This window comes from Clostridium sp. AF27-2AA (assembly GCF_003478505.1).
GTDB lineage: Bacteria > Bacillota > Clostridia > Lachnospirales > Lachnospiraceae > Brotaphodocola.
Genome location: NZ_QUFI01000003.1, coordinates 119,621 through 139,547 on the forward strand (window position 1 = coordinate 119,621; position 19,927 = coordinate 139,547).

Sequence of the window (19,927 nt, forward strand, 5' to 3'; positions counted from 1 at the left end):
AGCGGAGGCGCCATTGGCGCGGCCGCTATTTTTTGTAAAAACAGTTTCCGCCGACAATCTTATACGAGGAATAATCTTCCGGTGAAATCCGTTTGGTAGAATTAAAATAAAGGTAATCTCCGATATTATTGGAACCGCACAGTGCGTCCTTTGAGGCCTTCAGCGCAGTTTTGGAAGGCCCCTGAGCCAGAAAGCTGTCCAGCAGACCGGAAGATGCGCCGGGAAACTGACCGTCTGCGTAGATGACACTGGAAATGGACTTTCCCCAGTGTTTTGACTTTACGCGGTTGATGATACAGCTTGCAACGGCAAGCTGGGCATCATAGGAGCCATTTCCGGTTTCCATGGCTGTGCAGGCTGCAAGCAGATAGATCTCATCATCTGTTGCGGAAATCACATAAGCAGGTTTTGCCTGTGCCTCTGCTCCGGAATGAAGAGCAGCCGCTTCTTTTTTTGTATCGACCGCAGCTCCCGGAACTGGTATGATTTTCGCGTATTCCGCTGAGATATAGCCGCTTGCGTCAGCCTGAAGCTGAACCTTGATCCAGCCGTTTGAGGATTCCAGGAGCGGAAACGATTCCTCCTGAGCTGCCTGTTTTACGATTACGGCATCCGTGGAAGGGGTTTTACGCACATTTAATGTAACCGCAGTGACTTTGGCTCTCAAAAGTCCAAGCTCCTTTGCAAGAGGCTCAATGTCCCTGCCGAACAGAAGATAATCATCCTTCAGCCAGCCCTCAAGCCCGCCAGAGCGGATCCTTGTCCAGCCGTTTTTCCGGTCAAGAACCGTTCCTCCGGAGCCACGGTAGCATTTTCCGATGATTTCTGCATCAACAGAAGGGCTGGTCCGCATATTCAGAGGCTCATTTTTGACATTGGCCACTGCCAGATTATCATAGGAAGAGGCAGCAAAGGACGGAGCAGCAAAAGCCGCTGCAAACACGAAGACAGCTGCAGTAAGCGCTGCCACCTGTTTCAGTACACCGGCGGAAGCGGAGAGTATCTCAGAGATTCGTCGTTTCATGTATATTTCTCCATGTATAAATGCAGTTCTTTGTTAAAATATTACAAAAGTATTACATGAAGAATATACCAAAATCCTGAGGATTTGTCAACTTCCGGCAAATCAGGACGTGTTGTGAAGCTGCTACACCACAAGGGGGAGCTACGCAATATCAATGTGCTTCACGCTCTCGCGCCGTTCCTCCGGGAGATTGGAAGCTTCAAAAGCAAGATGAGAGCTCTAACAATCCATGAATTATTTCTATGAATAATAAAATATACATAATTATTATCTATTGATAATTTTCAAAAACCGTGCATATTGTGTACAATCTGCCTAAAAAAGTTAATTTTTTACGTTTCTCATTTGAAATTATTATGATAATGCGAGTTCTATCAAAATACATAATAAATAAAAATTTATCAATTGATAAACAAAAAAATAACAGCACTGTCAAAAAAATAACGCTCGTTGCAACAATCAGACACCTGACTTATAATGGCGGAAATGGCCATGAAAACAAGAATATAGGGGGATAATGTATGAATCTGTTTTCACCGGCTCAAATTGCCGAAAATTATGTTTCGATTGGAAAAAGTAAGGTCAACACTGCCATTCCGAAGATGTTTCTGCTGGCCGTGATGGCTGAGGTATTCATTGCGCTTTGCGGAGTTGGAGCAACCACGGCAGCCGTGGGCGTACAGCCTGCTGCTATCGGAAAGCTTCTGGGTGCCTGCATCTTTCCGGGAGGCCTCACCATGGTACTTCTCGCCGGAAGTGAGTTATTTACCGGAAACTGTCTTTTGACGGTTCCGCTTCTTTCCGGAGAAGTAACGCTTCCCGGGGTTCTCAGAAACTGGATCGTTGTCTATCTTGGAAATTTTGCCGGCGGGCTTCTTGTGGCTGCCGGAGCCGTATATTCGCATCAGCTCTGCCTGTTTGGAAATGGCATGGCGGTATCCGTGATTTCCACAGCGGCCAGAAAATGCACGATGAGCTTTTCAGACGCGCTCATCCGGGGAGTTTTCTGTAATTTTCTGGTCTGCATCGCAGTCTGGATCTCATTCGCGGCGAAAGACGCGGCCGGAAAGGTTATCGGCCTGTTTTTTCCCATCATGATCTTTGTGCTCTGCGGGTTTGAGCACAGTGTGGCAAATATGTATTATATCGGAGCTGGCCTTATGGCAAGGACCGTACCGGAATATCTGGACGCGGCACTTGCAGCCGGGCTGAATCCTGATGTGATAAATCTGGGTAATTTTCTATTCGCAAACCTCCTGCCGGTCACCATTGGCAATGTTCTTGGCGGCGGCGTGTGCGTAGGCGGCGTATACTGGCTTGCCTATCTCAGGAAAGCAGATTAGAAAAAACCAACCAGGAGAATGAAGGTATAGAATAATATGAGTAAGATTTTTCTTGCTGATTCCAAAAGCAACGATGTCAGGATTGGCCGTCTTTTGGAAACATTTCGAGCAAAAATTAAAGCATATCCGCCGGGACAATCCGCTGCCGACTGCCTGCGCCATGATCTGTGAGCATCCATGTGAGGAACGCTGCAGACGGAAGCAATCGGATTGCAGGTGAATCCTTTATCGAAGTGAATACGGAAGACGCGGAGGCACTTGGCATCCATGCCCAGGAGATGATTGCCGTTGTTTTCCTGCATACCCGAGTATCTGACAGAGGTCATTCTTGGTCATCTGAAAACGGAGGGGCTGATTCATTCCCTGGAGGATGTGGAGTCTGTGGAATTGAGGGAGAACGGGCAGAAAGCCATGGTCCGTATATCAGTGCCGCTTCCATCCGGGTTCCCGGACCAGTATACGAAAACACCGCATCCGCTGACACCCATTGACTGGAAGCCGGAATGGATTTTTTCCCTGGCAGACCGGATTGCGGAAGGTATGCCCCTTCACGAAAAAACCTGGGGCGCCCACAGCTGTTTTCTGGCCCTGGGAGAGCAGCTTCTGTTTTCCTGTGAGGACATCGGACGGCACAATGCCATCGACAAAGCCGTGGGCTATGCGCTGAAAAACGGGCTTTCGCTGGAATATTGTATTCTGTACACCAGCGGAAGAACGCCGTTTGATATGACTATGAAAATCATTATGGCGGGGATTCCGGTGGTGGCGGCAAAAGCCATTCCCATGATGGATTCCGTAGAACTGGCAAAGAAATACCGTCTGACCATGATCTGTGCCGCAAGACCAGACCGGATGCGCGTTTATACGGATTTTTATCATTGACCGTAACCAGGTGAAGGGGAAATGACAGCTAAGATACATGCTGAGAAAAGACAAGCAAAGGGGAATGAGGAAATGGAACGAATCTTATTAGAACAGGCTGAAAAACTGCTTCTCTCGGAGACCGGAAAAATTACGGATACGGAAGAAATCCCTCTTTGGGATGCAGCAGGAAGAGTTCTTTCGGAGAATATTTCAGCAACACTGGATCAGCCTCCGTTTCCGCGTTCGCCTCTGGATGGCTATGCAGTCCGCAGCGGGGATATTGCCGGAGTATCCAGCGAGAATCCGGCATTTCTCCGGGTGATTGATGAAGTAACTGCCGGGCACTGGTGTGATAAAGCCGTAACACCAGGGACCGCAGTCCGGATCATGACCGGAGCTCCAATTCCGGATGGGGCAGACTGTGTGGTGATGCAGGAATACACCAATTATGGCGAAGACGTGGTGGAAATTTATAAGCCGGTACAGGCCTGGAAAAATTACTGTTTCCAGGGAGAGGACTACCGTGCCGGAGACCGGATTCTTGCGGAAGGCACCGTCCTAGGTGCCATAGAAACCGGAATTCTTGCAAGTCTGGGACGATGCAGCGTACCGGTATACCGCATCCCGACAGTTCTTGTGATTACCACCGGAGATGAGATCGTGCCGCCGGGTTCCCCGCTTCTTCCGGGAAAAATCTATGACTCCAATCTTTATGCCGTGGTAACAAGACTGCGCCAATGGGGCATGAAGGTACTGTTTTCCGGCGCGCAGGATGATGATGCGGAGCAAGTGGCAGAAAAAATCCGGTCGATGGCCGGACAGGCCGATCTGATCATAACCACGGGCGGTGTCTCGGTTGGAAAAAAGGACATCCTTCACGATGTCCTGAAAATCCTTGGCTGTAAAAGGCTGTTCTGGGGAGTGGAAGTCAAACCCGGCATGCCTACGATTGGTGCCCTGTACCAGGATAAGGTGATGATCTGCCTTTCCGGCAATCCTTATGGCGCGGCGGTAAATCTGGAGCTGATGACTCGACCGGTTCTTGCGAAAATGTCCGGGCGTTATGATCTGCAGATCACAAGATTGAATGCAGTCATCGACCATGACTGTTTCAAAAAATGCCCGGTGGTCCGTTATGTGCGTGCTTTTTACCGGGATAGGCATGTCTGTGCGGCAAATGGCTCCAATGCGTCGGGTATCATCAGCAATTTAAGCGGCTGCAACTGCCTGATCGAGATTCCGGCCGGAACTTCTGAAGTGCGAAGAGGGGATCAGGTTTCTGTGGTGCTGTTTGCGTAATGCGGCGTTGCTTTCAAACTACACGATATCAATGTGCTTTACGCTTTTGCGCCGTTCCTCTTCGATGGCGGCGTAAAACTTTCTGGTAATGTTCACATCATTGTGTCCGAGAATATCGGCAACCAGATAAATATCATTTGTTTTCGCATAAAGGGCGGAGCCGTAGCTGCTCCGCAGCTTATGCGGTGTAATCTTTTTCTTCGGTGTTGCCACAGACGCATATTTCTTCACCAGATATTCCACGCTGCGCACAGTCAGGCGTTTCTTGCGAAGAGAAAGGAAAAGCGCCGGTTCATCCTGTGTGCCTGTCCCTGTCTCAATTGAGCATAGAGTTCTGCGTTCTTCCAGATACCGTTCTAAATACTGCGCAACCTCATCACTAAAATAGACGGTTGCTTCTTTTCCGCCTTTCCGGTGGATATGAATTCCCTGTTCTTTTATATCTACATCCGACAAATTTAAGCCCACGCATTCCGATACACGGATACCGGTTCCCAGCATCAGCGCAAGGAGGGCACAGTCCCGCACCTTTGTTTTCTGATGAAACTGCTTCTGCCTGGGAGATAATCCGGCACCGCTTTCTGCTTCTTTTAGCAGTTCTTTGATTTCCTTCTGGTTAAGCCGGACAATCTCTTTCTCCCGGATCTTTGGCACCTGCATGGATAAGGTAGGATTGACCGTAATCTGACCAGTACGCTGGAAATAGCCAAAGAAACTCTTCAGCGAGAAAAACTTCCGCTTGATTCCCTGCTCTTTGTTGGTGTTTCGATGGTCCGGGTCATCTGGACGGTACTTCAGGTATTCCAGATAACGTTCCAGATCAGTGACGGAGATCTGGCGGAACTGTTCCATGGTGAAGTCTTTGGCAGATAATCCGAAAGAGCGGATTTCTGGTTTAGCTTCTGTGCATATTGAGGGGGAACCGGTGGCGTGTCTGCTAGTTAAAAAATCAAAAAACATGCAGATGTCATAGGCGTAAGAGAGCCTTGTCATAGAAGATGTGGACGGCTCAATTCCGCGGAAAAAATCCGCGCAGAAGGGTGGGAGAGCGGAAAGCAGCTCCTGCAGCTTAGCCTCATTTTTCCGGTCACGCTGTTCATGGTACGGCAATTCTGTCATGACGCATTACTCCCTTCCGGTATTTTTGACAGCAGCATCTGCTGTGATATTTGTGTCTGGCGTTTCCGGAATTTGCTTTGCATGCTGTTCCGGGGTGCTTTCCCGGGTCAGCTGCAGCTGTAGCTGCTCCAGCTCTGCCTGAAGCCGCACGGTTTCACGGTCCGCTTTTCTCAGCTCCTCCTGCATTTCCCGTTCCTTTGCGATCACGGCCCGTTCCTGCTCCAGCTCTGCCTGCATCCGCACCTGCTTTAACATAGCCTGGGTGTCGGAATCCTTATCGGAAAGCTGCCGCTTCAGATCTGCAAGCAGCATCCGGTCCTCCAGTTTCTGGTTTTCCATTTCGCGGACCTGCTGCTGCGCCTGCGTGGCAATCTGCTCCAGATTTTTCTTCTGTCCGGTTTCATGCTCCAGAGTCTGCTGAAGCTCCCGGATTTTCAGCTGAAGCGCAGCAGCTTCTTTCTGTGCCTGTTCCTCTGATTCTTTCAGGGCGTCATACCGGACCAGTTTTTGCTGAAGCTCCTGATTTTGCAGTTGCAGAATGCGGTTCATTTCTTCACGGTCTGAGGCGGCCTTTTTTGCAGCCTCCATCTGTCCGATGGCATACTGAACCTGTTCCTGCAGATGCTTTTGTTCCTCACGCAGGGCAGTCATGGCAGTATCCGAATCCTTCTTTTCCGTCTCCATGAGTTTAATTTTTTCTCTCAGTTCATCAATCGTCTGATCCTTCCGTTTTAAATCAGACCGGAAGTGTTCCTGTACGCGCAGCTCAGCATTGCTGCTCAGCTCAATGCTGTTGATATATGCCGATAAAATTTCTTTCAGAAGCCGTTCAAAATTTTCTATTTCTACGATACGGCCAGGAGTAGCAGCTTTGGCATTGTTCAGCTCCAGGATCTGCATCAGATGATCAAAGCCCTGCGCCTGGTTCATTCCATGAGAGGTGCAGAACTGGCGGAATGCTTCCGCGGAATCCGGATCAATGCGGAAGTTCACCTGTTTGCTTTCTTTTGTAGTCTTTTCTTCTTTCATGTCTTCATCCTCCTGAAAACAGTATAACACAGGGCAAATACTCCGTCAAACGGAAGTGAAATTCCTGATTTTAAATGATATACTATTCTATACATAGATATGCTATACATAGCACTGTATCATGCGATATCAGATCAAAAAGCGTAGAATAGCAGGCGCGAAAGCATAGAAATAATGTCAGATAAATTTACAAATTATAAATACAATTTGCAATTAAGACTGAAAAACGCTCAAAAAGCAGAACATACATTCGAAATATAGTTCCTATTATTGCGCAAAACCTCTGTTTTACGCAATGATGGAGGAATATTCGCGCTTGTTCATATTGACAGTTAATAACATAATTCATCAGAATATTTGTTTTAATATGAATAATTTACCCTATATTGCACAAATAGTTTTTATCAATCCGTTTTAAAGCATCGATATCGCCTTATGTGTCTGATAAAAAGTAAAAGTAGGGCTTATTACGCAGAATATTTACATTTAAGAAAAAAGTGATTATAATCCTATAGGATGAAATATTCTCAGGAGGAGATACTGAAACGATGTCAATTTTATTTGCGATCATTTTTCTGGTACTGATTTTCAAGTGCGTAGGCCTTGTACTTTCGATCTGCGGAAAACTATTGGGAGCAGTTCTTAGTGTACTCGGATTTATCATTTCCCTGGTGATCGGGGCAGTGGTGTTTGGACTTTCTACCGCATTTGCCATGGTGCTGCTGCTGATTGGAATCGTGTGGCTGGTCATCCGCATCATTCTGTAAGGCAAGGCAGAAAAACAAAGCTTGCATAAAAAGCATCTGCTTGTTTTCAAACATTTGATATCATCTGGTATCATTTGCCGGCCTGAAAAGACAGGCAAACAAAACTAATTATTATAGGAAAGAGTGAAATACGTATTATGAATATCATCGATCGATTTGGAACTGCTGTTGGTAACCAGTCCCTGAAAGATTCGGAAAAAGCCCGCCGTCTTCTTCTTACAGGCTACCGCCTGCAGGAGAAACGGCTTCAGTTTTTTTCAGACCGGGAACTTCCACCGTCCGGCCAGTATGTGGCACGGGTGGTTATGGAAAATATCATTCAGTCTCTGGCAAGACGGCAAAAAGCATTTTAATTTCCTGCGGTGCGCGGCTGGCTCCCTTTGACATCACGCAGCTTCGTGAAGTCATGGCCTATGACGAATTGGAGCTTGACCGCATCGGAGATCGGAAAACGGCGGTATTCTTCATTATTTCTGATACCACACAGACCTACAACTTTTTAGTGGCGCTTGCTTTTTCGCAGATGTTCAACCTCCTGTGTGAACGGGCGGACAATGTTCACGGTGGCCGCCTGCCGCACCATGTACGAGTGCTGTGGGACGAGGCCGCCAACACGGGACAGGTGCCCCAGCTCGAAAAGCTGGTCGCAGTTATCCGCTCCCGCGAGGTGAGTCTTTGCCTGCTGTATCAACAGTTGGCACAGTGCAAGGCCATTTACGATAAACACGCTGAGACAATCCTCGGCAACATGGATAGCGTGGTGTTCCTCGGTGGCCGCGAAGCCAGCACCATCAAGGAAATATCCGAGAACTGGCTGGGAAAAGCCACAATCAGTATGCAGACTGACAGCCGCTCCCGTGGTCAGTCGGAAAGCTACAGTCAAAATACCCAGCGGCTGGGCCGGGAACTGATGACCCCAGCCGAACTTGCAACCATGCCGGGAGATAAATGTATTTTGCAGCTTCGGGGCCTGCCCCCGTTCTTCTCTCCCAAGTATGATCTGAAACGGCATCCGAACTACCGTTATACGGCGGAGGCCGATAAACAGAAAAACGCTTTTGACCTCGACAGGCTCATTAACCGCCGCAGGCGGCCCGGTCTGAACGAGGCGTGTACGATGTATGAGGTGACTGTGCCGGACGATGCGCTCACAGAAGAGGACGAGGACATCCTCAACTATGATGACATCGACGATCCAGACGCCTTTGCATAAACGCTTCGAGACAAAGTGTCCCGAAGTTTGTAACCTGCCGCCTGCAAGGGCGGCTTTTTTGTTACCGGGAAAATCCCGGAGAAATGGAGGCTTATATGGCATTTTTCTCATCTGCAATCGACACTTTACAGACCCTCGTTATTGCTCTCGGTGCTGGTCTTGGCGTGTGGGCGTGGTTAATCTGCTGGAGGGCTACGGCTCGGATAACCCGGGCTCCAATGCTCATGGTTAATAAAGAAGCACAACAAAAACAGGACAAGGACAGCAGCCCCGCCGCTATTCCAAAGCAAGGGGAAATAGAAAACCAGATAGAGAGAATCTAAAGAGAATTTTGATAATTTTGTGCTTTATTATCTTTTGTAGATGGAGTACAATGTAGCTGGATAAATTCAGAAATCAGAAAAAGGAGTAACAACAATGAAACACATAAAGAAAAGTGGAATTGTAATGGTATTGATATTAGTAACAGCATTGTGTATTGGCTGCGGTAGCAAAGTAAATGAAGAAAAAAGCAACCCAAGTACGGAAAATCATTCATCTCAAGTTGAAGAAGAAACTCAAGCCACAGAGAATCAGCATACAAAGGATATGCTTGATACAGAAAATAATAAGGCTGAAAGTATTCAAGATGAGATTGCAAAAGTTGAAGATAAATCTCGTGAATATGAAAATGCTGATTGGGGCAGCATGGGACAGCAGGAAATGAATCAGCTCACTGCACAGTGGTATCAGCTTTGGGATGATGAACTTAATTCTTTGTGGAGTAGATTAAGTGATGAATTAGATACCGAAACAAAAGCAGAAGTGCTTGATGAACAACGGGCATGGATTGATAGAAAAGAGAAAAATGTAAAAGGTGCAGGCATGGCTGCTTTTGGAGGAAGCCTTCAACCTCAATTAGAAAATGATACTGCCAAAGACATGACACGAGCAAGGACTTACATACTTGCCGGTTATTTGGCAGATGTCAGAAACGAAAACTTTATTATTTCGTCTGAAATTCAAGAAAGTATTGACATGGCAGATCCAAGCCTAAATGAGATTTTTGAAAAATTTGAAGGACAATGGATATTTGATAAAGAGCGTGGAGCATGTGTTGGTGTTGAAAAAACAGAAACATGTGCCTATGGTGTTGAGGGGAGTAATTGGACAGTTTGGGTAACTGGCGGTGATATTATTTCTGACCTTGATGTATATGGCTATACAGAGAATAACATCATATTCAAAGTTACACATGATGACTACGATGCTTATTATGAACTTTTATTTAACATGGATAATTTGCTTAGTTTTGCATATGGAACATCTTTAGGTGCGATGGATGATATTATAGTGTGTGATTAAAATGAATACTTGTAGAACCGAACAATAACGAAATACCCGCCGCCCATCACAGCGGGCACACAAGCAGTAAGTCTGAAAAGATTTGCTGCTTTTTTTGCGTCCATTTTTGGCAAACCGCCCCATTCGCTTGTAGTAGGGAGTGACCGGGGAAGTTTGCTTTAAAAAGTTTCGCCGGATTTAGCAGAACAGCACTTGCCTACCGTAGTAGTAATGAAAAAATCCAAAGAAGTGTTTGGCATTTTCCGTTTCCGTCCGTAGAGGGGAGCAAAAGCGGGTAGGACACGCCGCCGCAATCGCTATATTGACGGAAACAAGCCAAGCCGCCCCTTGTGGATTGCCGCAAAGTCAGCCGCAGAGGAAAGCGGCAGTTTCTTAGAGCAAGATTCTACCACGGTGCCAAAATCCGCATATCTGCGGTTTTGCCCCTTTTGTAAATCTTGTTGGGGAGTGCCTTCCCCAAACCCTGCTATGCGGCATTCGCCGCTTGAGAATCCCACCGAAAAATACTTAAAAAATCGCCCTCAAAACGGCGGTAAGTGAAAGGAGTTGATACCCATAGGAAAGCGATACAATACGCCCCACCGAAGCCGTGTTGTCAAGACACGCATGACCGAGGAAGAATATGCTGACTTCACAGAACGGCTAAAGAACTATGACATGAGCCAAGCCGAGTTTATCCGGCAAGCCATAACAAGGGCGACCATTCGCCCCATTGTTACCGTGTCCCCGGTCAATGATGAACTGCTGTCTGCTGTTGGCAAGCTGACCGCAGAATACGGAAAAATCGGCGGCAACCTCAATCAGATCGCACATTCTCTCAATGAATGCGGAACGCCCTATAATGCCCTGTCCGTTGAGGTGAGAGCCGCCATTTCCGACCTTGCCGCCTTGAAGTTTGAAGTCTTGCGAAAGGTAGGTGACGCTGTTGGCAACATTCAAGCATATCAGCTCTAAAAATGCGGACTACGGTGCAGCCGAGCAATATCTAACCTTTGAGCATGACGAGTTTACCATGAAACCCGCCCTTGACGAAGCCGGGCGGCTCATACTCCGGGAGGACTACCGAATAGCCACTATGAACTGCGGCGAGGAAGATTTTGCCGTTGCCTGTATGCGGGCAAATCTCCGATACGGCAAAAACCAAAAACGAGAAGATGTGAAAAGCCACCACTATATCATTTCCTTTGACCCACGGGACGCAGCGGACAACGGATTGACCGTAGACAGGGCGCAAGAATTGGGCGAGAAATTTTGTGCCGAACATTTCCCCGGACACCAAGCCATTGTCTGCACCCACCCGGACGGACACAACCACAGCGGCAATATTCATGTTCACATCGTTATCAATTCCCTGCGGATTGAAGAAGTACCCCTATTGCCCTACATGGACAGACCGGCAGACACCCGTGCCGGGTGCAAACACCGATGTACGGACGCCGCTATGGAATACTTCAAAGCCGAAGTCATGGAGATGTGCCACCGGGAAAATCTCTATCAGATCGACCTGCTCCACGGCAGTAAAAACCGTATTACCGAGCGTGAGTATTGGGCACAGAAGAAAGGGCAGCTTGCCCTTGATAAAGAAAATGCCGCTGCTCTTGCCGCCGGACAGCCTGTAAAGCAGACCAAGTTTGAAACCGACAAGGCAAAATTGCGGCAGACCATACGAAACGCCCTTGATAGGGCTACCACCTTTGATGAGTTTTCCGAAATCCTCTTACAGCATGGAATATCCGTCAAAGAGAGCCGAGGGCGATTGTCCTACCTTACCCCAGACAGGACAAAACCCATTACCGCCCGAAAGCTGGGAAATGATTTTGACCGTGCCGCCGTTCTTGCCCTTTTGGAACAGAACGCCCACAGAGCCGCCGAACAGACCGCACCCATACCCGAATACCACAGCACCGAAACAAGCACTACACAGCGAGAAAAAACGCCGAAAATCGCCCCGACAGGCAACATTCAGAGAATGGTTGACCGTGCGGCGAAGCGAGCCGAGGGAAAAGGTATCGGCTATGACCGTTGGGCGGCTGTCCACAACCTCAAACAGATGGCGGCTACCGTTGCCGCTATGGAACAATACGGCTTTACCCCGGAGGAACTGGACGCAGCCCTTGTGTCTGCCAATGCGGACTTGCACAGCAGCACCGCCAAGCTGAAGCCTATCGAAACGGCTATCCGTGAGAAAAAGGATTTGCAGAAACAGGTGCTTGCCTATGTCAAGACAAGAGATGTGCGGGACGGATTGAAAAAGCAGAAATCCGATAAGGCACGCAAAGCCTACCGTGAAAAGCATGAAAGCGACTTTATCATAGCGGACGCAGCCGTAAGGTATTTCAAACAAAAAGGCATTTCCAAGCTGCCTACCTTCAAGGCGTTGCAGACGGAAATCGAGCAGCTTACCGCCGAGAAAAACGCCCTTTACAACGAGTACCGGGAAAACAAAGAGCGTGTCAGAGAGTTGCAGATCATGAAAAGCAATCTTTCCCAAATGCACCACGGCGAGCCGAGCCGACAGAAAAAGCATGAACAAGAGCGTTAAAAACCGCCCCCAAATGATACCGAAACCACACAAAAAGAGGAATATGCCCTTACCCCTATCCGCAATACTACCCAACCTCAAAACAGGGCGTACAGGGCAAAAAATCCCCGAAAATGATACCGAGAAGATACAGTTTTCACGCCCTATCCGTGACACCTACGGAAACGGCAGAAAGGAGCGTACCAATGCCACGCATGAGCAACAAACGGCGGCTTGAATGGAGCTTTTTCCTCAACCACCGAAACCGAATTACCTATAACGACCTTTGCCGGGGCTGCACCTACGATTGCAAGCAGAGTTTTCGAGCCGTGATTATCCTCTGTCCCCGGTATTACTCCAAGCGTTGAAAACCAAAGGAGGACAGCAAGAAGCCGGATACTGAAGGATAGTGTCCGGCTTCTTTTACGAGGTGCGCCTGACGGCGCACCTCGCAGATGGATATAAATTTCTGGGAGAATGTTTTATTTCTCACGGCAATATTCCCGGATCATTTTCAGAAAATCTCTTGCATGCTGCGGCAGATACCGGTTTTTCCGATAGGCGGCGATGGTAGTTGTGAGGGCCGGTCTGTGGCCGACGGAGAAGCAGAGGGCGCGGTTTCCGGTGTGCTGGTTTTCATAATGGAAGTAGCTCTCCGGGGCGAAGGCAGCGCCGACGCCGTCCATGGCCAGATGGATCGACATGGAGGAGTTTCTCGTGTGGAGAGAGACCGGTGGATTGATGTTGTACTCTTGAAAGAGATCCAGGGAGATGCCACCGGTGTTCTGGTCCGGGTAGAGGAGAATGAAGTTTTCCTCTTTTAATAGGGAAAGATCCAGCCACGGGTAGCGGAAGCCGGGGCGGGTAATGGCTTTTGCGGCGAGAGGATGGTTTTCATGCAGGACCAGAACGATCTCCTCAGAGCGCAGGATCTGGTAGTCCATGGTCTCGGGAAATTCATGGATATTGTAAAGGGTCAGGTCGATGGATGAGGTCTCCAGACTGTTCTCCGCAATGAAATTTACTGCTTCCATGATATTTAAGGTCACATAGGGGTATCGTTTATGAAACGGTGCCAACATCGGTTCGATCAGCGTGCTACCCATCATGATCGGCACGGCGATGTTTAAGCGGCCGCGCTGGCGGTGAGCGATATCGTCGTATTCCTGCATCCACTCATCGCCGCAGGCAACGATCTGTTCGGCGTAGTGGAGGTAGCGTTCACCCATGTAAGTCGGGTAGTAGCGGTTTTCGTGGCGGCTGAACAGCGGAGCGCCGAGACGTTCTTCCAGGTTCTTTAAGTACTTGCTCAGGGACGGCTGGGAGATATAAAGGGATTCGGCGGCTTTGCCGATGCTCTGGTGGCGGGCGATCGCCAGGATATAGCGGGCTTCTTTTAATTCCATACAGGGGCCTCCTCATAGCTTTACTGCATAAAAAATATAGATAATATGTATTTGACGTATAGTATATCACTTTTTATAATGAATGTAAAATATAAGTGCAATTGATGAAAAAACAAATATTTATAAGAAACACTAATTAAAACTTATCACGCACAGTTGAGAAAGGGGCAAACCAATGAAAAAGAGCAGTGCATGGTGCATGCTGGTTCCGGGACTGGTGATCTTATTTCTGTTCCTGATGATCCCGCTGCTTCGCGTTCTGGTTCCAAGCGTGTTTACGGGGGATTACCCGTTCAGCGCGTACGTGGACTTTTTTAAGGACGAGTATTACAGAAAGATCTTTTTGAGAACCGTGAAGATTGCGGTCATCACCACCTTTGTCTGTATGGTGAGCGGTATCCCGACGGCGTATTTCATCAGCCGCTGTGATAAGAAATGGAGAGGACTGCTTCTCTCTGCGTCGATCTTCCCGATGATGACAAACTCTGTTATCCGAAGTTTTGCATGGATCAATATTCTCGGCAGCAACGGGATCATCAACAAGGCCATGATCGCTATGGGACTGATCGAGAAGCCGATGAAGCTTTTATACACTGACTTTTCTATCATCATTGGTTCTGTCTACCTGTTCCTTCCGTTAATGATCGTAACGGTTGCCGGTGTTATGGAAAATATTGATGATGATATGATGGAGGCGGCACAGAGCCTCGGAGCCTCAAGAACGGAAGCGTTCATGAAAGTCATCTTCCCGATGAGCCTTCCGGGAATCATCGTCGGCGGTATTCTGGTATTTACCGGAACCCTGACCGCGTACACGACGCCGCAGTTATTAGGAGGCAACAGTAACATGGTCATGGCGACCCTGATCTACCAGAGAGCGATGTCCGTCAGTGACTGGACCGGCGCGTCCGTGATCGCCCTCATCATGATCGTTGTAACCCTGGTTGTGATCAAAGGATTTAACGCTCTGGCCGCACGGCTGGACCGCAGAGGTGAAGATTATGCGTAAAAATAAAGTGTTGACCATATGGGCAGCGATCGTATTTGCATTTTTGATGATCCCGTTACTGATCATCACCGTAACGGCATTCGGCGGCGGAAGCGCCATCACATTCCCGATCGAGTCCTTCTCGACGAAATGGTTCGCGAACGTGTTCGCGTTAAAGTCTTTCCGCAGATCATTCCTGACCAGCCTTGAGGTCGCGCTCCTCGCGACATGCATTTCCCTTCTGGTCGGAATCCCGGCGGCTTACGCACTGGCAAGAGCCGGTTTAAAAGGAAAGCAGTTATTAAAGTCCATCTTCCTTTCCCCGACCATCGTTCCGGGAATTGTAATCGGCTTTATTATGTACCAGTGCCTGATCCTGACACTCAGGATCCCGGTGTTCGCGGGACTTCTCGCAGGCCATTTTATGGTGACACTTCCGTATGTGATCCGCGTAGTCGGTTCTTCGATGGAGCAGTTCGACTTTTCAATCGAGGAGGCGGCGTGGAGCCTCGGATGCCCGAAGGGAGCGGCGTTCTTCAAGGTCGTTCTTCCAAATGTGACCTCCGGAATTTCCTCAGCATTCATGCTGGCGTTCATCAATTCCTTCAACAACATTCCGGTGTCCATGTTCTTATCCGGACCGGGAGTTTCCACATTCCCGTCAACACTGATGAACTATATTGAATACAACTATGATCCGACCGTATCGGCGGTTTCCGTACTTTTAATGGCAGCTACCGTAGTCATCATGGTGATCGTAGACCGCACACTGGGTATCGCAGCCCTGGCGAAATAAGGAGAATATGACCATGGCTTTTATGAGTTTAAATGGAATCGACGTAAGTTACGATAAAAAGAAACAGATCTTAAAGGGGCTGAATCTGGAAGTCGAGGAGGGCGAGCTTGTATCCCTCTTAGGTCCCAGCGGCTGCGGCAAGTCCACGACACTCCGCGTCGTTGCAGGCTTTATCAACCCTCAGGGCGGAACCTTCACATTAGACGGAGAGGACATGACAAAGGTCCCGGTCCACAAGCGCCAGTTCGGCCTGGTATTCCAGAGCTACGCCCTGTTCCCGCACTTAAGTGTTTATGACAATGTAGCGTTCGGGCTCAGAACAAGAAAGATGGACAAGGACCTGATCGACAAGAAGGTCAGGGAGATCCTTGAGGTCTGCGGCCTGACAGAGCTTGCCGACCGTTTCCCGAAGCAGATGTCCGGCGGACAGCGCCAGCGAGTTGCCCTCGCGAGAGCACTTGTCATCGAGCCAAAGCTACTGCTCTTAGATGAGCCGTTATCCAATCTTGATGCGAAATTAAGACTTTCCATGCGTGTGGAGATCAAGAGACTTCAGAAGCGCCTTGGAATCACCACATTATTTGTTACACATGACCAGGAGGAATGCTTCTCCATCTCCGACAAGGTGGCTGTTATGAACGGCGGTGTCATCGAGCAGTTTGACACACCGGAGAACATCTATAAGAGACCGGCGACAGAGTTCGTCGCGAGATTCATCGGTTTCGAGAACTTCCTTGAGCTTGCGAAAAAGCAGGACGGCGTTTATACAGCACCGGATGGAAGCGAGTTCTTAACTTCCGTGGATCTCGATTGCGAGAAATTCGCGGGAACGATCCGCCCGGACGATATCTGTCTGGCAGATGATGTTCAGACGGAGAATGTCTTAAGCGGTAAGATCGGTGTCCGCACATTCCTCGGGAAGAGCTACCAGTACGAGGTTGAGACTTCCGCCGGTGTCCTGAAGGTAAATATGGGAACTGACCATGTTTATAAAGAGGGCGAGGAGATCCGGCTGTATCTGCCGAAGGATAAGCTGATTCTCGTGAGAAGATAGGAGACAGAGATCTTAGGGCACAGGTCATGCGCCGAAGGGAGAACCGGAAAGATCGAATCGTTCTCCGGACGGAAAACAATGAAGGGAACCATCGCAGGATGTGGGGGATATGAACGGATAGTTCCGAAACAGACCCATATTCATGCGGGAAAATATGCAACTGCCCATTTGTACAGCTTGTGCGGAAAGCACAGACCTGCCGGACAGTTACAAAACATTATCTCAAAAAGAGAGAAAGAGGAGAAAAACCATGAAAAAAACAGCAGCAGTTGTACTTTCCGCAGCAATGATGCTTACCGCCTGCGGCAGCGCATCCACAACAGAGACCACAGCAGCAGGAAGCCAGGCAGCAGGCTCTGAGGCAGCTTCTTCCGCAGAAGAGACAAAGGCAGCTTCCGGAGACGCACAGAAGCTCGTATTATCCACATACGGTCTCAGCGAAGATATCTCCGAAGAAGAGGTTTACACACCGTTTGAGAACGAGTTCAGCTGTGAGATCGTTACTGAGACAGGCGGCACAAACGACCGTTATACAAAGTTAGCGGCAGACCCGAACTCCACCATCGATGTGATCGAGCTCTCCCAGGCTATGACAGCGAAGGGCACTGACGAGGGACTTTTCGATACGATCGACTTAAGCAAGATCCCGAATGCTGAGAAGCTGATCCCGGCTGCAAAGGAGATTGCAGAGGCAGGACAGGGTGTTCCGTACACCATCAACAGCATCGGTATCATCTACAACCCGGAGCTTACAGGATTTGAACTCACAAGCTTTGATGACCTTTGGGACGAGCGCCTTGCAGGCATGGTTTCCATCCCGGAGATCACAACAACATTCGGACCGGCTATGGTTTACGTTGCAAGCGACCACGCAGGCGTTGACGTAACAACAGACAACGGCGAGGCTGCTTTCAAGGCACTTGCTGACTTAAAGCCGAACCTTGTTAAGACTTACACAAAGTCTTCCGACCTGATCAACATGTTCACATCCGGTGAGGTTGCAGCAGCAGTTGTCGGTGACTTCGGCGTTCCGACGATCGTAGCCGCTAACCCGACACTTGTTTACGTTACACCGGACGGAGCTTACGCTAACTTCAACACCATCAACGTAACAAAGAACTGTGCGAACAAGGAGCTTGCTTACGAGTACATCAACTACCGTATCAGCGAGGAGCTTCAGACAAAGACAGGCAAGGCATTAAATGAGGCACCGACAAACAAGGACGTTACATTCACTGAGGAAGAGTCTAAGGATATGACCTACGGCGACAAGGCTGCAAAAGTTAAGGTTGTTGACTATGCTTTTGTAAACCCGATCTTAAATAACTGGATCGACCAGTGGAACAGAACGATCAACAACTAATAACGAGGAATTTTATATGAGACCCGATTTCATTCTGAAAAATGTCATGGTCTATCAGACCTTCAGACAGTGTTTTGAAAAGCGGGATGTGGCAGTTGCAGGGGAAAAGTTTTATTGCGTTTCCCCTGCAATTTCATATCCGGGAGTGCGGGAGATCGACGGAAAAGGCAGATACATGCTGCCTGGTCTCGTGGATATCCATATGCACATCGAGAGCTCGATGACATATCCGGGCGAGTTTTCAAGGATCACGCTTCCATATGGAGTAACAACGGTGGTTGCCGATGCCCACGAGATGGCGAACGTGTTCGGCATGGACGGCATCCGGGCTTTTATGGCGCAGAAGACGAAGCAGGATATCTTCTGGGCGATCCCGTCCAGTGTACCGGCGACAAATGAGAAGTTAGAGACAGCCGGGGCGTCACTTGGTGTAAAGGAAATTTCTGAGATGGCATCCTTAGATGGAGTTCTCTGCCTTGGAGAGATCATGAACTATAAGGATCTCTCAGCAGAAGGCGAGAGCCGGACGAGGGATCTCATCAATGTGTGCCGGAACGCGGGAAAGAATCTCCGAATCGAGGGGCACTGCCCGGGACTTACGGGGGCGGATCTTAACCGCTTTATCTATGAAGGTGTTGATGCGGACCACACCCAGCAGACTCCACAGTCAGTGATGGAGAAGACAGAGCTTGGGATGTTTCTGGAGCTGCAGTTCAAATCCCTGACGCCGGAGGTCGTGAAGACTGTCTGCGACAATGAACTCTATGAGAATGTGGCGCTGGTGACGGATGACACGATGGCAGATAAGCTTCTGACCGGACATCTCAATAAGATTATCGAGACGGCTGTGAAGGCGGGAATGCCGATGGAGAAGGCGATCTACTGCGCGACCTGGACACCGTCGAGACGGATGCATCTGGATGACAGAGGGATGATCGCGCCGGGAAAGATCGCAGACTTTATGCTGCTGGACAGTCTGGATGGGATCGATCCGGTTGTGGTTTATAAGAAGGGCGAGTGTGTGTACTGCAAGGACAAGGAGGCTTACGGTGCGGCAGAAGCTGCGGCGTGCAGTTTCCCGGCTTCTTTCTACCACACGATCAACTGCCGTCCGGCGGAAATCTCCGACTTTGTGTTAAAGGCGGAAGATCCGGAGGCGAAATGGGCGGAAGTCAATGTCATGAAGATCGGCACCTTCGGAACGGCAACCACACCGGTGAAATGCAGAGTCGAGGTGAAGGACGGTGTGCTTGACTGGAAGTCGGCAGGACTTTCCCTTGCAGTCGTTTTCGAGCGGTACGGCAAGAATGGAAATATCGGATATAGTCTCGTGGAAGGAGCACTGACGAAACCGGGCGCTGTGGCCACCACGTGGTCCCACGACAGCCATAACCTGTTTGTCCTGGGAACAGATGAGAACGATATGAAACTGGCCCAGAGGCGCGTCCTGGAGCTCCAGGGGGCATATGTGGTGTTCGCTGAAGGAAGATCCCTGGCAGAGGCGGGACTCACCATCGGCGGCATCGTGTCGGATCAGCCCATCGAGGTTCTCGGACAGGAATTAAAGGAAGTGCGGACGGCGATGGAAGGTCTCGGATATGTGAACAACAACGTGGTCATGTCCATGTCCACGCTTTGCCTTCCGGTGTCACCGAAACTGAAGCTCACGGATCACGGGCTTTTGACGGTGCCGGGGCAGGAACATGTGCCGTTGGTTGAGAAGTACGGGAAGTAGTTTTACGGCCCGCCACCGGTTTTTCTCCGCGGATAGTGGAAGAACCGGATCAGATCGAAATT

17 protein-coding genes and 2 pseudogenes are annotated in these 19,927 nt (G+C 49.1%); 15 read left to right on the forward strand and 4 right to left on the reverse strand.

What is annotated here, in order from left to right:
* Nucleotides 1-25: 25 nt before the first annotated feature.
* Nucleotides 26-1,024: an SH3 domain-containing protein gene (locus tag DWY84_RS03110; protein ID WP_118530767.1), complete on the reverse strand. Its 999-nt coding sequence runs from the start codon at nucleotides 1,022-1,024 to the stop codon at nucleotides 26-28.
* A 521-nt stretch (nucleotides 1,025-1,545) separates the two neighbouring features.
* Between DWY84_RS03110 and DWY84_RS03115 the strand changes: the two genes are divergently transcribed.
* From DWY84_RS03115 to glp, 3 genes are all read left to right on the forward strand, one after another.
* A complete protein-coding gene (locus DWY84_RS03115; protein ID WP_243024729.1) occupies nucleotides 1,546-2,367 on the forward strand; it encodes a formate/nitrite transporter family protein in 822 nt (273 codons plus the stop codon).
* A gap of 288 nt (nucleotides 2,368-2,655) precedes the next feature.
* Complete coding sequence (locus DWY84_RS03120; protein WP_243024730.1) at nucleotides 2,656-3,249, forward strand: formate dehydrogenase accessory sulfurtransferase FdhD; 594 nt, start codon at nucleotides 2,656-2,658, stop codon at nucleotides 3,247-3,249.
* Between the two features lie 72 nt (nucleotides 3,250-3,321).
* Nucleotides 3,322-4,530 carry a gephyrin-like molybdotransferase Glp gene (glp, locus tag DWY84_RS03125; RefSeq protein ID WP_243024731.1) on the forward strand — a complete coding sequence of 403 codons (1,209 nt, stop codon included), beginning with the start codon at nucleotides 3,322-3,324 and terminating at the stop codon, nucleotides 4,528-4,530.
* Between the two features lie 18 nt (nucleotides 4,531-4,548).
* Here the strand turns inward: glp and DWY84_RS03130 are convergent, their stop codons facing one another.
* Nucleotides 4,549-5,649, reverse strand: coding sequence for a tyrosine-type recombinase/integrase (locus DWY84_RS03130; RefSeq protein ID WP_118530773.1), 1,101 nt, complete (start codon nucleotides 5,647-5,649; stop codon nucleotides 4,549-4,551).
* Between the two features lie 6 nt (nucleotides 5,650-5,655).
* On the reverse strand, nucleotides 5,656-6,678 hold the full coding sequence (locus DWY84_RS03135; RefSeq protein ID WP_118530774.1) for a hypothetical protein: 1,023 nt from the start codon (nucleotides 6,676-6,678) through the stop codon (nucleotides 5,656-5,658).
* 548 nt (nucleotides 6,679-7,226) lie between these two features.
* On the opposite strand from DWY84_RS03135, the gene DWY84_RS03140 reads away from it, so the two are divergent.
* From DWY84_RS03140 to DWY84_RS03170, 7 genes and pseudogenes are all read left to right on the forward strand, one after another.
* Nucleotides 7,227-7,445, forward strand: a complete 219-nt coding sequence (locus DWY84_RS03140) for a hypothetical protein (RefSeq protein ID WP_118530775.1) — start codon at nucleotides 7,227-7,229, stop codon at nucleotides 7,443-7,445.
* A 137-nt stretch (nucleotides 7,446-7,582) separates the two neighbouring features.
* Nucleotides 7,583-7,798: a hypothetical protein gene (locus DWY84_RS03145; protein WP_182434903.1), complete on the forward strand. Its 216-nt coding sequence runs from the start codon at nucleotides 7,583-7,585 to the stop codon at nucleotides 7,796-7,798.
* A pseudogene (locus tag DWY84_RS03150) lies at nucleotides 7,771-8,658 on the forward strand (TraG/TraD/VirD4 family protein); the annotation flags it as partial. The gene DWY84_RS03145 and the pseudogene DWY84_RS03150, both read left to right, overlap by 28 nt.
* 95 nt (nucleotides 8,659-8,753) lie before the next feature.
* Nucleotides 8,754-8,887: pseudogene (locus tag DWY84_RS03155) on the forward strand (Maff2 family protein); the annotation flags it as partial.
* Nucleotides 8,888-9,075: 188 nt separating this feature from the next.
* Entirely contained in the window at nucleotides 9,076-10,002 is a 927-nt protein-coding gene (locus DWY84_RS03160) for a lysozyme inhibitor LprI family protein (protein ID WP_118530777.1), read from the forward strand.
* 555 nt (nucleotides 10,003-10,557) lie between these two features.
* Complete coding sequence (locus DWY84_RS03165) at nucleotides 10,558-10,956, forward strand: plasmid mobilization relaxosome protein MobC (RefSeq protein WP_118530819.1); 399 nt, start codon at nucleotides 10,558-10,560, stop codon at nucleotides 10,954-10,956.
* The gene (locus DWY84_RS03170) at nucleotides 10,928-12,544 is read left to right on the forward strand and encodes a relaxase/mobilization nuclease domain-containing protein (protein WP_118530778.1); all 1,617 of its coding nucleotides are present in this window, start codon (nucleotides 10,928-10,930) and stop codon (nucleotides 12,542-12,544) included. The genes DWY84_RS03165 and DWY84_RS03170 overlap by 29 nt, the downstream gene beginning before the upstream one ends.
* A gap of 461 nt (nucleotides 12,545-13,005) precedes the next feature.
* Here the strand turns inward: DWY84_RS03170 and DWY84_RS03175 are convergent, their stop codons facing one another.
* Nucleotides 13,006-13,929 carry a LysR family transcriptional regulator gene (locus DWY84_RS03175; protein ID WP_118530779.1) on the reverse strand — a complete coding sequence of 308 codons (924 nt, stop codon included), beginning with the start codon at nucleotides 13,927-13,929 and terminating at the stop codon, nucleotides 13,006-13,008.
* Nucleotides 13,930-14,104: 175 nt separating this feature from the next.
* Here DWY84_RS03175 and DWY84_RS03180 point away from each other — a divergent pair, with 175 nt between their 5' ends.
* The 5 genes from DWY84_RS03180 (at nucleotide 14,105) to DWY84_RS03200 (ending at nucleotide 19,865) form a co-directional block, all read left to right on the forward strand.
* Entirely contained in the window at nucleotides 14,105-14,938 is an 834-nt protein-coding gene (locus tag DWY84_RS03180) for an ABC transporter permease (protein WP_118530781.1), read from the forward strand.
* Nucleotides 14,931-15,713, forward strand: coding sequence for an ABC transporter permease (locus DWY84_RS03185; protein WP_118297651.1), 783 nt, complete (start codon nucleotides 14,931-14,933; stop codon nucleotides 15,711-15,713). Before DWY84_RS03180 ends, DWY84_RS03185 begins: the two co-directional genes overlap by 8 nt.
* Before the next feature lie 13 nt (nucleotides 15,714-15,726).
* The gene (locus DWY84_RS03190) at nucleotides 15,727-16,767 is read left to right on the forward strand and encodes an ABC transporter ATP-binding protein (RefSeq protein ID WP_118530782.1); all 1,041 of its coding nucleotides are present in this window, start codon (nucleotides 15,727-15,729) and stop codon (nucleotides 16,765-16,767) included.
* A gap of 250 nt (nucleotides 16,768-17,017) precedes the next feature.
* Entirely contained in the window at nucleotides 17,018-18,130 is a 1,113-nt protein-coding gene (locus DWY84_RS03195; protein ID WP_118530783.1) for an ABC transporter substrate-binding protein, read from the forward strand.
* Between the two features lie 16 nt (nucleotides 18,131-18,146).
* Nucleotides 18,147-19,865, forward strand: coding sequence for an adenine deaminase C-terminal domain-containing protein (locus DWY84_RS03200; protein WP_118530785.1), 1,719 nt, complete (start codon nucleotides 18,147-18,149; stop codon nucleotides 19,863-19,865).
* Nucleotides 19,866-19,927: the final 62 nt, after the last annotated feature.